Origin of the sequence: uncultured Aquitalea sp., assembly GCF_945957525.1 — a bacterium.
Lineage (GTDB): Bacteria > Pseudomonadota > Gammaproteobacteria > Burkholderiales > Chromobacteriaceae > Aquitalea.
The window spans coordinates 66,385-78,862 of the sequence record NZ_CAMFLA010000018.1 but is presented as its reverse complement, the minus strand read 5'-3'; the positions used below and the strand labels follow the sequence as shown (position 1 = coordinate 78,862).

Genomic DNA, 12,478 nt, shown 5'->3' with positions numbered 1-12,478 from the left:
GGTGACCGTGACCACGGATGGGGCGTACGACACACGTCTATGTCACGCAGCGATTGCGGAGCGCGGAGCTGCAGCCATCATTCCCCCGCGACGAAACGGCCAATTCTGGAAAGGGAATTCACAGGGCAATCAGGCTCGCAATGAGTCACTACGCTCGGTGAAATATCTGGGGCGCACGCTCTGGAAAAAGTGGAGTGGCTACCATCGTCGCAGCTTGGTCGAAACGAAGATGCACTGTTTCAAATTGCTAGCAGACAGGGTTAAGTCACGGGACTTTAACCGGCAGGTGGCGGAGCTTCAAATCTGTGCAGCGATTCTAAATCGTTTCAAAGCACTGGGCACACCGCAAACGGTCCGCATGGGATAAGTCCGTCTGGGGATTGGGGTAGTTCGACCTGTGGCTGATTTGTGCAACAAAGCCTACTCCATGCAGAATGGGACAGTTATCTTGTCTGATTCTGCCGGAGTCTTCATGCCTACCACCTCCTTGCCCCCTTCACTGCTGGCGCTGATCGCGCTGGCGGGCCTTTACGCCGGCATTCAGAACGCGCTGGCCGGCGGCGGTTCCTTCATTACTTTTCCCACCTTGTTGCTGGCGGGGCTGAATCCTCTGGCGGCCAATATGAGCAGCACCATCGCGCTGTTTCCCAGCCAGATCACCACCGCCATTGCCGGTCGCAAGCTGGTGGGCGGGGTGGGGCCGGTGCCGTTTCGCCATTTGTTCTGGATCAGTCTGGCCGGCGGAGTGGCTGGCGCTTTGCTGTTGTTGTCCACGCCGGTGAGCATCTTTACCCGGTTGGTGCCTTGGCTGGTGCTGTTTGCCACTTCGGTGTTTACCTGGGGCAGTTTTTTCCGTAAGCCCCGAGCGGAGGGGGAGCCGCACGATGCCTGGCCGGCGCCATTGTTGTTAATGGTGCAGGGCGGCATTGCGGTGTATGGCGGGTATTTTGGCGGCGGTATCGGTTTTCTGATGCTGGCGGCCTTGACCATCGCCGGGCAGCAGGTGCGGATGGCCACGGCTAGCAAGAATGTGCTGGCCATGACGATGAACGCTTCCGCGGTGGTTATCTTTGCCTTGTCGCCGCAGATCAACTGGTGGGCGGTGCTGGCGCTGGGCGCGGGCGGTATTGTCGGCGGGGTGGTGGGCGGCTGGTTGATGCACCGTTTGCCGGAGAAGGGGTTGCGCGCCTTTGTGGTGCTGGTGGGGGCGGTGTTGACGGTGTGGCTGTTTGTGCGTTGACGGCGGTGCATGAGTTGTCGTGTGTGCAGGCGGGGTCTTGTGCGGCCGCTGGCGCTGCATAATGCTAGGCAAGCGGCGGGAGAGTTGCTATATTCCTGCTTTGATTTGTTTTTGATATCAATATAACAAAAGGTTATTTTAATATGAAAAAGCTTCTCGCAGGCGCACTGGCCCTTACCCTTACCGGCCATGCTTTTGCCGCTGATCTGCTGGATACGGTCAAGCAGCGCGGTACGCTCAAGATCGCCGTTGAAGGCACCTACCCGCCGTTTACTTTCAAAGACGCCAACCAGAACCTCACCGGCTTTGACGTGGAAGTGGCTACCGAGGTGGCCAAGCGTTTGAAAGTGAAGCCGGAATTCACTACTGGTGAATGGAGCGGCCTGCTGGCCGGCCTGCAAGCGGGCAAGTTCGACGTAGTGGTCAACCAAGTGGGCATTACCGACAAACGCAAGGAAACTTTCGACTTTTCCACTCCCTACACCTATTCCAGCGCCCAGCTGATCGTGCGCAAGAATGAAAGCCGCGTGTTCAAGTCGCTGGACGATTTGAAGGGCAAGAAGGTAGGCGTGGGCCAGGGCAGCAACTACGCCGACATGGTGAAGGCCGTCAACGGCATCGATGTGAAGGTGTACCCGTCCGCTCCGGAAAACCTGCAGGATCTGGCCTCCGGCCGCATTGACGCCGCGCTGAACGACAGCCTGCTGATTCCGTTTGCCATCAAGCAAGCCAAGCTGCCGCTGAAGGCAGGCCATCCGGTGGGCGACGTCACCACCATGGGCATCCCGTTTGCCAAGAACAATCCCAAGTTCAAGCAGGCTGTGGACAAGGCGTTGGCGGACATGAAGGCCGACGGCAGCTTCAAGAAGATTTCCGTGAAGTGGTTCGGCATTGATGTGTCCAAGCCGCCGGTAGCCGGCAAGTAACAGCCAGGCCGCGTTTGCCGCTTGCCGACCGGCGGCGGCTTGCGTAGTCTGCCGGTTTGCGACGCCCCTGAGTTTTTCAGGGGCGTGTTGTTTCAGGAGAACGGGATGGAGTGGACGCAGCTCTTTCAAGCAGCCTTGCCGGTGATGCTCAAGGGCACGCTGTATACGCTGATGTTCGCGCTGGTGGCCATGGTGCTGGGTCTGGCGCTGGGTTTTGCCGTGGCGCTGGTGCGGGTGGGCCGGGTGCCGCTGCTCAGCCAACTGGCGGCTTTGTATGTGAGCGTGATGCGCGGCACGCCCTTGCTGGTGCAGATTTTCGTTATCTATTACGGGCTGCCCGGCGTTGGCATCGAGCTGGACCCGGTCAGCGCCGGGGTGATTTCACTGACGCTGAATGTGGCGGCCTATCTGTCGGAAAGCCTGCGCGGCGGCATTGCCGGCGTGCACAAGGGGCAGTGGGACGCCGGCCTGTCGCTGGGCTTTACCTGGTGGCAGACCATGCGCTACATCGTGGCGCCGCAGGCGCTGCGTTTGTCGGTGCCCAGCTTGTCCAATTCGCTGATCAGCCTGATCAAGGATACCTCGCTGGTGTCGGTGATTACCGTCACCGAGCTGATGCTGGCCACCAAGGAAGTGATTGCGCAAACCTTCCAGCCCTTGCCGCTGTATCTGGGCGCGGCCGCCATTTACTGGGCATTGAGCGCGGCCTTCGAGCGTGTGCAGCGCATGGTGGAAAAGCGGCTGGATCTGGCGCATCAGCGCTAAGGCCTGATCGCAAAAAACCTGCTCGGGTCTTGCGCCTGCTTGCCGTGCTTCGCGACAGCCAGTGCGGGCGCGGCTTGCCTCAACCTTGATGCGGATTTTGTTGGCCGCCCCGGCTCTTGCTGACGACCGGCTAACGTTGTGCGGCGATTTCCGTCTTGACGCAAGGTGGGCCGAAGGGCCGGCCCGGGATGCGCGCCCAAATGAAAAGACAGCCCTGCGGCAGAAGCCGGCAGGGCTGTTTTGCTGGGTGGGGCAAAACTCAGGCGTGTACGTACATGCCCTCGATCAGCATGCGGCAGCGCTCGGCAATCACCTTGCGGCGCAGCTTCAGCGTGGGAGCCAGTTCGCCAGCGTCCACGCACCACGGCTTGTCCAGCAAAGAGAACTTCTTGATGTGCTCCCAGCTGCCAAAATAGCGGTTGAAGCGCTTGATTTCCCGCTCTATCAGCTCCACTACGCGCGGGTGCATGGCCATGTCGTGATCGGTGGTGTAGGGAATGCCGTGCTCGGTGCACCATTCCTTCAGCTTTTCAAACAGCGGCACAATCAGCGCGGCGGCAAATTTCTGCCCGTCGCCCACCACCATCACCTGATCGATGAAGGACGATTCCTTCAGCTTGTTCTCGATTACCTGCGGAGCGATGTACTTGCCGTTGCTGGTCTTGAACATTTCTTTCTTGCGATCGGTAATGCGCAGATAGCCTTGCTCGATCACGCCGATGTCGCCGGTATGCAGCCAGCCGTCGCGCAGGGTTTCAGCCGTGAGTGCCGCTTCCTTGTAATAACCGGCCATCACATTGTCGCCGCGCACCAGGATTTCGCCGTCTTCGGCCAACTTTAGCTGCACCCCCGGCATGGCCACGCCCACCGAGCCGATGCGCACATCGCGCGCGCTGAAGGGGTTGGCTGAAATCACCGGCGAGGTTTCGCTCATGCCGTAGCCCTCGGCCACAGCAATGCCGGCAGCCCAAAACAGGCGCGCTAGGCGCGGCTGCAGCGCGGCAGAGCCCACATTGACCCAGCGCAGTTCGCCGCCCATGGCGGCGCGCCATTTGCGGTACACCAGGCGGTCGGCCAGCGCGTGTTGCAGGCGCATCAGGGGCGACGGCGTGGCGTTGGGGTCGTAGTTCTCGGCCAGATCAATGGCCCACAGATAGAGACGGCGGCGCCAGCCGGACAGCTCGCGCGCTTTGTTCACCAGTTTTTCGTGCACTTTTTCCAGCACGCGCGGTACGGCGCTGAAGGTGTGCGGTTTGACCTCCGCCATGCAGCCGGACAGTGTTTCCACGCTGGCGAAGTACACGCCGGCGCCGATGTGCATGTAGTAGAACACGCCGGCACGCTCGAATACGTGCGACAGGGGCAGGAAGCTCAGTGCGCGGCAATGGCCTTCGGGCAGCCGGGTGTGTTCGGCGGTGGCGGTGACCGTGCTGACCAGATTGCGGTGGCTCAGCATCACGCCCTTGGCGCGGCCGGTGGTGCCGGAGGTATAGATGATGGTGAAGACATCGTCCGGGCGCACGGCGTCGCGCAGGGCGGTCAGGCGCGGCAGGTCTTCGTCGCGCGCCAGCGCCATGATGTCGCGCCAGCAGGGCAGGTCATCCAGTTGCGGCAGGGTATGGATGGGGCAACTGAGTTTGCCCAGCGCCTGGTGCAGCTTGGCATGCAGTGCGCGGCTGCCGGCGAAAGCCAGCTTGACCTCGGCATGCGCCAGGATATAGCGTGCATCATCCAGGGTAATGGTGGGATAGAGCGGCACGCTGACCGCGCCAATCTGCTGCAAAGCCAGATCCACCATCGTCCATTCACTGCAGTTGTCCGCCGCCAGTGCCACGTGGTCGCCCGGGCCGATGCCGAAAGCCAGCAGGCCCAGGCTCATGCGGTTGACGGTATCGATCACGTCCCGGGTGCTGAGCGTTTGCCACAGCTTGCCGTCGCGGCTGGAAAGACAATCGGTGCGGGGGTACTGCTGCAGTTGCTGGAAGAGGATGTCAAAAGCGCGTTCTGGCTTCATTCGTACAATCGTTTGAATGCGAAACGCTGCAAAATAGCCCCAATGCTGCTGGCTGTAAAGCAAATCCGGGCTGTTTTTTGGCAAATATCAAGCAAAAAACCGGCAAAATGCCGTCAAGTTACCGTATCTGCCCATTCCGTAAGCATAATGGATGGGCGTCCCTCCACAGGAATGATCATGAAATTCGCCACTCGCTCCATTCACGCCGGTTACGACAACAGCAGCCACCATCAGTCCGTGATGCCGCCCATCTATCAGACCTCGGTTTTCGAGTTCAGCGAAGTGGGCGAATCCCGCGACTTTGCATACGCCCGCACCGGCACGCCTACCCGCGCCGCGCTGGAGGGTTGCCTGGCCAGCCTGGAAAACGCCCGCCACGGCCTGGCTTTCGCCAGCGGCATGGCCGCCATCGACGCGGTGCTGCGCGCCACGCTCAAGCCGGGCGACGAGGTGATCGCCGTGGCCGACCTTTATGGCGGCGCCTACCGCCTGTTGACCCGCGTGATGGCGCCGGCCGGCATCACCGTAACTTTTGTGGACCTCTCCGTCACCGCCAATCTGGAGGCCGCCATCAGCGACAAAACCCGCTTGGTGTGGCTGGAGTCGCCCACCAATCCCTTGCTGAACCTGGTGGACATCGAGGCCTTGTCCGCCATTGCGCGCCGCCATGGCGCCAAGGTGGCGGTGGACAGCACCTTCGCCACGCCCTATCTGCAAAACCCGCTGGATCTGGGCGCGGACATCGTGGTGCACTCCGCCACCAAGTATCTGGGCGGCCATTCTGATGTGCTGCTGGGTTTGGTGGCGGTCAACGACGACCAACTGCACACCGACATCAAGTTCATCCAGAACTCGGCCGGCGCAGTGCCGGGGCCGCAGGATTGCTTCCTGACGCTGCGCGGCATCAAGACCCTGCATCTGCGCATGGAGCGCCATTGCGACAACGCTGAGCGCGTGGCCGCCTTTTTGCAAAACCATCCGAAGATCGAAAAAGTGTTCTTCCCCGGCTTGCCGGAGCACCCGGGCCATGAGGTGGCGCGTCGTCAGATGCGTCGTTTCGGCGGCATAGTCACCATCTGGCTGAAGGACGATACTCGCGCTGCCGCCAGCCGGGTGGCTAGCCGTCTGCAGCTGTTTGCGCTGGCGGAGTCGCTGGGCGGGGTGGAGTCGCTGGTCAATCATAGCTACACCATGTCGCACGGCGGCATGCCGCCGGAGCAGAAAGCCCAGTTGGGCATTCGCGAAGGCGGTTTGCGTTTGTCCATCGGCGTGGAAGATATCGAAGACATTCTGGCGGATCTGGCGCAGGCGCTGGCCGACTAGTCGTTGTTGTCCCGCCGCCCGGCGTCGCGCCTGCTGTTCTGACGCGGCGCCGGCGGCAGCTCAAGGATTTCCCATGTCCCGTCCTCTCTGCCGCAAGCTCGGGCTTGCCGTTCCCTTGGTGCAAGCGCCGATGGCGGGTGGCGCTACCACGCCCGCGCTGGTGGCCGCCGTGTCCGGCGCCGGCGCCTTGGGTTCGCTGGCCGCAGCCGCGCTGACGCCGGCCGGCATGGTCAGCGAGGTGGCCGCCATCCGCGCGCTGACCGATAGCCCCTTCGCCATCAATCTGTTTGTGCAGGACACACCGCAGCCGGATACGGCCAGCCTTGACGCCGCGCTGGCGCGTCTGGCGCCCTGGCACGCCGGGCTGGGCCTGCCCGCACCCGGCTTACCGGACAAATGGTGCGAACCGTTTGCCGAACAGCTGGAAACCCTGATTGCCCTGCAGCCGGCGGCGGCCAGCTTTACCTTCGGCATTTTGACGGTGGGGCAGGTAGCGTGTTTGCGTGCGGCCGGCATCATGGTGGTGGGCACCGCCACGAGCCTGGCCGAAGGCCTGGCCTGGCAAGCGGCGGGCGCGGACGCGGTCTGCGCGCAGGGAGAGGAAGCCGGCGGCCATCGCGGCACTTTCCTTGGCGAACAGTCCGATTCGCTGACGCCGATGCTGGCCCTGACTCGGCAGTTGGCCGGCGCGTTGGAGATTCCCGTCATCGCCGCCGGCGGCATGATGGACGGCCATGACATGGCCGCCGCGCTGGCGGCCGGCGCGCAAGCCTGCCAGCTGGGTACGGCTTTTCTGCGCTGCCCGGAATCCGGCATCAGCGCACCGTGGAAACAGGCCTTGGCCGAAGCGCCTGCCGGCAGCACACGGTTGACGCGGGCTTTCTCCGGCCGCCTGGCGCGTGGCGTGGTCAATGGTTATATGCAGGCTATGGCGGATTTTGAAGCCGCCGCGCCGGCCTATCCGCTGATGAATGCGCTGACCGGCCCCCTGCGCGCCGCCGCTGCGCGCCAGTCCCGGGCGGAGTGCCTTTCGCTGTGGGCGGGCACCGGGGTGCATCGGGCGCAGGCGCTGCCGGCCGCCCAGCTGGTGGCGAGCCTGGCCGCAGGCTGCGCATGCTGACTCCGCCGAGGCAATTGCTGTTTGACTGGGGCGACACACTGATGCGCGATTTGCCGGGCATGAGCGGGCCGATGTGGGCCTGGCCGCGCGTGGAGGCGATGCCGGGCGCTGCGGCGGCGCTGAGTCGTATTGCCGCGCGCTATCCCTGCCACATCGCCAGCAACGCCTCGGCCTCCTGTGCCGCCGATATTCGCCAGGCGCTGGCGCGGGTAGGGTTGGCGGGGAGTTTTACGCATTATTTCTGCCGTCGCGATTTGGGCTTCGGCAAACCTGAGCCCGCCTTCTTCCGCCATGCCGCCGCGCAGTGCGGTTGCCGGCTGGACGAACTGCTGATGGTGGGCGATGCGCTGGCCACGGATGTGCAGGGCGCGATGGCTTGCGGCTTGCAGGCGGTATGGCTTAACAGTGCAGGTTTGCCAACGCCGGCAGGGGTGAGGGCCATCGCCAGTCTGGCCGAACTGCCGCCCCTGCTGGGGTGTTGAGCGGGGCGGGCTTGCTTCCCTCTGCGGCCAGGTCAGGAATCGCCTGGACCGGCATCACGGGTGAATTGCCGCCCGGCGGAAAGACGACAGGCGCGCAGGGTTGCCCGAAGTGGGATGGAAGGCGTAAAGTACTTGAGTAAATTACTCGTATATTAATCATGAGCGCCCCCGCCGAAGAAAAATTCACCCGCGAGCACATCCTCTCCTTGCACCGCTGGCACGACAAACTGCTGAGTTTTCGCCTGAGTCGCCCGGATGCCTACCGTTTCACGCCGGGTCAGTTCGCTCGTCTTGGCCTGCCGCTGGAAAACGGCGGCATGGTGTGGCGCGCTTATTCCATGACCTCGGCCGACTGGGACGAACATCTGGAATTCTTCTCCATCGTGGTGCCGGACGGGCTGTTCACTTCCCGTCTGGCGCAACTGAAGGCGGGCGACGAGGTACTGCTGGACAGCAAGGCCAATGGCTTTTTCACCGTGGACCGCCTGCCGGACGGACAAGACTTGTGGCTGCTGGGTACCGGCACTGGTCTTGCGCCCTATCTTTCCATTCTGCATCAGCCTGAAGTGTGGCAACGCTTTGAGCGCATCCTGCTGGTGCACTGTGTGCGCGAAGCCGGCGAGTTGGCCTATCGCGACGAAATCGCCGCGCTGCGCGGGCACCCCTTGTGGCAAGAGCATGGCGACAAGCTGCGTTATCTACCGGTGGTGACGCGGGAGACCGTGCCCGGCGCACTGGGCGAACGCATTCCGGCCATGCTGGCCAGTGGTGCGCTGGTGCAGGCGGCCGGGGCGGCGCTGACGCCGGAGCGCTCCCGTTTCATGATTTGCGGCAGTCCGGCCATGGTGGAAGACACCCATCGCCAGCTGATGAAGATGGGCTTCCGGCTTAGCCGTTTGAGCCAGCCCGGACATCTGGTGCTGGAGAACGGCTGGTAGCCGGGGAGGCGGGTCATGTTGACCCTGCTTGACATTGATTAACATGTTAATAATATGGTGTGTGCCGCCTGTCTGACGCCCGGACCGGCGGCGACTGATGCATGGCCCCGTCAGAGGGCCTTCAGGAGGAGACACGTCATGAAGTCATTCACCCCGGCGTCGGCGGACGCCCGGCGTTGTATTGCTCGCGCGCCGCATGGCGGCAGGAGGCCGGCATGAACGGCAGACTGCGGCAGGATGTGCGCATTTCCACTCAGGATGTCGGCGACGCCGACCGGCTGGATTACTGGCGCGAACGGGTGGGCTCGCTGCTCATCGATGTCGAGTGTCAGCGACCGCCGGAGCAAGGGCTGGACGCCAGCTTGCGCTTCCAGGATTTCGGGCTGTTCCGCATGGCCACCATCCAGGCCAACGCGCACGCGGTGGCGCGCAGCGGGCACAGCATCCGCCACGATGCCCGCGACAGCATCTTCGCCTGCCTGATGCTGCAGGGACGCGGCTTCAGCCATCAGGGTGTGGACGCCGCCCTGCACGGGCCGGGCGACGTGGTGATGTACGACACTGCGCGGCCTTACGGACATGGCTTTCCCGGCGACATGTCGATGGCGGTGCTGGATATTCCGCGCTCGCTGTTTGAGCGCCATGTGGGACGCTGGGCCGCGCGCGGTCTTGTGCGCATCGAAAGCAGCCGGGTGATGGCGGGCTGGGACGCGCTGGCCGTGCACCGGACGCTGACCGGCGGCGCAGGCCGCGAGAACGATGAGCATTTGGCCAGCGGGCTGCTGGAGTGGCTGCACTCGCTGTGGCAGGCGCACAGCGGCGAATCGACCGCCAGTAAATCCACTCTGTGCAGCCTGTGGCGCGCCAAGGCTTTCATTGAGGCGCATCTGGCCGAGGACGAGCTGGACAGCGCACTGGTGGGACGGGCGGTGGGTTTGTCCTCCCGCCAGCTGGCGCGGCTGTTCGAGCGCGAAGGGCTGTCGGTGTCCCGTTATGTCTGGGGGCGGCGGCTGGAGCGTTGCCGCATCGATCTGCAAGACCCCGCCTTGCGCCATCTGTCGGTGAGCGAACTGGCGTTCCGCTGGGGTTTCAATCACATGGCGCACTTTTGCCGCTGCTACAAGCGTCGCTTCGAGGAAACCCCCAGCCAGACGCGCAGCGCCGCCTGGCCCGTTGCGCGCTGAGTGTCTAATGCTTGTCTTGTCTTTGATTTTGTCAGCAGCCTGAAGCGCCCTGCGGGGCGCTTTTGTTTTGCCGCGCGGCGGCATGGCAGCGGCAGGCAACGGCGATGTCCGGCTCAGGCAAGGTGTGTCGACAGCCTCTGGCTACAGTCTCCCCACGACCGCATGCGGTCGCGATGCGCCACACAACAAGAGGAGACATGTCATGACGCACACGCAGATCACGGGGCCGGCGCGCCGGCCTCGCCACCACCGAGGGAGGGCTCGCCATGCGCCTTTCCTATGAAAACAAGTTGCTGGCCATTCTGGCCCTGAGTTTCGGCTTTGTGTTTTTCGACCGACTGGCCTTGTCCTTTCTGTTCCCCTTCATTTCGGGGGAGCTGAAACTGGACAATACGCAACTGGGCATGCTGGCTTCGGCGCTGGCGCTGACCTGGTCGCTGTCCGGCGTGGGTTTTGGCGCCTTGTCGGACCGGCTGAAGGCGCGCAAGCCGATGTTGCTGGTGTCGGTTATCGCGTTTTCGCTGTTTTCGGCGGCATCCGGCCTGGTGGGCGGCTTTGTCGCGCTTCTGCTGTTCCGCGCGCTGATGGGCGTGGCCGAGGGGCCGGTATTGCCCATTTCCCAATCCATGTTGGCCGAAGCGTCCACGCCGGCGCGACGCGGCTTCAACATGGGCATCGTCAACGGCGCGGCGCCGGGTTTGTTCGGCGCAGTGATCGGCCCGCCCATCCTGATCTGGCTGGCCGGCGCCTACGGCTGGCGCACTGCCTTTTACCTTTCTTGCTTGCCGGGCCTGCTTATTGCCTGGCTGGTGTGGCGGCATGTGCGGGAGCGGCCGCCGGAGGCCGCCGTCGTGGCCGCGTCGCGCAGCGCGGAGCAGTCAACTGTAGGATTGGCGGCCTTGCTGCGGGAGCGGAATATCCTGCTGTGCGTGCTGATTGCCTGCAGCTATATCACCTGGTTCATCATCCTGATTTCGTTTACGCCCACCTTTCTGGTGAGCGTCAAAGGCCTGCAGCCGGCGCAAATGGGCATGGTGATGAGCAGCCTGGGCCTGGCCTGGGTGGTCTGGGGCGCGGTGGTGCCGGGTATTTCCGACCGCATCGGCCGCAAGCCCGCCATGGTGGCGTTCTCCCTGATTGCCGCCTGCTGTCCGCTGGTGTTGCTGCATGTGCAGGATGTGCGCTTGCTGGCCGTACTGGTGTTCTGCACCTACACCGGGCTGGGGTGTTTCACCCTGTTCATGGCCACTATCCCGGCCGAGACCGTTTCCGCCGCCATCATCGCCACCGCGCTGGGCATGATCATGGGCGTGGGCGAACTGGCGGGCGGCTTTGTCGCGCCCACCCTGGCCGGCATGGCCGCCGATCGTTACGGCTTGCCGGTTGTGATGTGGATCGCCGCCGTCGCCGCGCTGCTGCCGGCTTTGCTGTCGCTGGGTTTGCGCGAGACCGCGCCGCGCCGGGTGGCGCGCGCGCCGGTGCGCAATCTCGACGCCGCTCCCCTCTGAAACCATTGAAAGAGGCTGCGCGGGGCGGGGCTGCCGCGCGGCCAGCGAGGAATATCATGATCAAAGCATTGTTGCGCGCCGGACTGCCGGCCGCTGTTTGCCTGGCGCTGTCGCCGCTGGCGCAGGCGACTGAATCCGGCGCGGACTCCATCGGCGCCGGGGCGGAGGGGTTTCTGGCCGGGGCTTTGCCGCCTGCGGGCTGGTATGGCGTGTTCTACGCCAACCACTATCACGCCAGCCAGTTCAACAACGAGGATGGCAAATCCTCGGTGCCCGGCTTTGGCTTGACCGCCGATGTGCTGGTGCCGCGTCTGCTGTACATGTCCGACAGCCGGCTGTGGGGCGGGCGGGTGGGCGGCTTCGCGCTGACGTCCTTGCCCAGCCTGAGTCTGGACGCCGGCGGCGCGCACGCCAGCCGCAGCGGCTTGGGCGACAGCGTGGTGGGGCCTTTGCTGGCCTGGGGCGATGAGGGCAGCTGGCATCAGGTGTTGGCGCTGGACGTGTATCTGCCCACCGGCAGCTATGACAAGAACGCCATGCTGAATCTGGGCAAGAACTATTACTCCCTGCGGCCGGTGTGGGCCTGGTCCTGGTTACCGGCCAGCGGCTGGGAAGCCTCGGCCAAGCTGACCTATACCTTCAACAGCAAGAACCGCGACACCGATTACCGTTCGGGCCAGTTGTTCCACGCAGACTATGCGCTCAGTTACGCAGTGTCGCCCGGCTGGCGGGTGGGCGTGAACGGTTACTTCATCAAGCAGACTACCGATGATGTGCAGAACGGCGCGGCGGTGGCCGGCAACGGCTTTCGCGGGCAGGCTTTCGCCATCGGGCCGGCCGTGCGCGCGCAATGGGGCGGGGTGGGGCTGGAAGTGCGTGTGTTGAAAGAGTTTGCCGTGCGCAACCGGCCGGAGGGCAGCTCGGTCTGGGCCAAACTGGTGACGCCGTTCTGATCCGGAGGGCCGCCTGGCCCTTTGG

General features: G+C 63.8%; 12 protein-coding genes. 11 read left to right on the top strand and 1 reads right to left on the bottom strand.

Annotation, left to right across the window (positions count from 1 at the left end):
• From Q0P52_RS15860 to Q0P52_RS15845, 4 genes are all read left to right on the top strand, one after another.
• The coding region (locus Q0P52_RS15860) for a transposase (protein ID WP_293813773.1) at window positions 1-367 on the top strand (367 nt) is incomplete at its 5' end.
• A gap of 105 nt (window positions 368-472) precedes the next feature.
• A complete protein-coding gene (locus tag Q0P52_RS15855; protein WP_293764915.1) occupies window positions 473-1,240 on the top strand; it encodes a sulfite exporter TauE/SafE family protein in 768 nt (255 codons plus the stop codon).
• Between the two features lie 143 nt (window positions 1,241-1,383).
• Window positions 1,384-2,166 carry a transporter substrate-binding domain-containing protein gene (locus Q0P52_RS15850; protein ID WP_293764914.1) on the top strand — a complete coding sequence of 261 codons (783 nt, stop codon included), beginning with the start codon at window positions 1,384-1,386 and terminating at the stop codon, window positions 2,164-2,166.
• Between the two features lie 105 nt (window positions 2,167-2,271).
• Entirely contained in the window at window positions 2,272-2,931 is a 660-nt protein-coding gene (locus Q0P52_RS15845; RefSeq protein ID WP_293764913.1) for an amino acid ABC transporter permease, read from the top strand.
• A 259-nt stretch (window positions 2,932-3,190) separates the two neighbouring features.
• Here the strand turns inward: Q0P52_RS15845 and Q0P52_RS15840 are convergent, their stop codons facing one another.
• Window positions 3,191-4,945 (bottom strand): long-chain fatty acid--CoA ligase, encoded by a 1,755-nt coding sequence (locus Q0P52_RS15840; RefSeq protein ID WP_293764912.1) that lies wholly within the window; start codon window positions 4,943-4,945, stop codon window positions 3,191-3,193.
• 177 nt (window positions 4,946-5,122) lie between these two features.
• Here Q0P52_RS15840 and Q0P52_RS15835 point away from each other — a divergent pair, with 177 nt between their 5' ends.
• The 7 genes from Q0P52_RS15835 to Q0P52_RS15805 all read left to right on the top strand — a co-directional run bounded on the left by Q0P52_RS15835 (window position 5,123) and on the right by Q0P52_RS15805 (window position 12,453).
• Window positions 5,123-6,268: a PLP-dependent aspartate aminotransferase family protein gene (locus Q0P52_RS15835; protein ID WP_293764911.1), complete on the top strand. Its 1,146-nt coding sequence runs from the start codon at window positions 5,123-5,125 to the stop codon at window positions 6,266-6,268.
• Window positions 6,269-6,341: 73 nt separating this feature from the next.
• Window positions 6,342-7,388, top strand: a complete 1,047-nt coding sequence (locus tag Q0P52_RS15830; protein WP_293764910.1) for a nitronate monooxygenase — start codon at window positions 6,342-6,344, stop codon at window positions 7,386-7,388.
• Complete coding sequence (locus tag Q0P52_RS15825) at window positions 7,382-7,870, top strand: HAD family hydrolase (protein WP_293764909.1); 489 nt, start codon at window positions 7,382-7,384, stop codon at window positions 7,868-7,870. The genes Q0P52_RS15830 and Q0P52_RS15825 overlap by 7 nt, the downstream gene beginning before the upstream one ends.
• A 158-nt stretch (window positions 7,871-8,028) precedes the next feature.
• Window positions 8,029-8,808, top strand: coding sequence for a ferredoxin--NADP reductase (locus Q0P52_RS15820; protein ID WP_293764908.1), 780 nt, complete (start codon window positions 8,029-8,031; stop codon window positions 8,806-8,808).
• Window positions 8,809-9,023: 215 nt separating this feature from the next.
• Complete coding sequence (locus tag Q0P52_RS15815; RefSeq protein WP_293764907.1) at window positions 9,024-9,992, top strand: helix-turn-helix domain-containing protein; 969 nt, start codon at window positions 9,024-9,026, stop codon at window positions 9,990-9,992.
• 266 nt (window positions 9,993-10,258) lie between these two features.
• Window positions 10,259-11,500, top strand: a complete 1,242-nt coding sequence (locus tag Q0P52_RS15810) for an MFS transporter (RefSeq protein WP_293764906.1) — start codon at window positions 10,259-10,261, stop codon at window positions 11,498-11,500.
• A 56-nt stretch (window positions 11,501-11,556) separates the two neighbouring features.
• Window positions 11,557-12,453, top strand: a complete 897-nt coding sequence (locus Q0P52_RS15805) for a transporter (protein WP_293764905.1) — start codon at window positions 11,557-11,559, stop codon at window positions 12,451-12,453.
• Window positions 12,454-12,478: the final 25 nt, after the last annotated feature.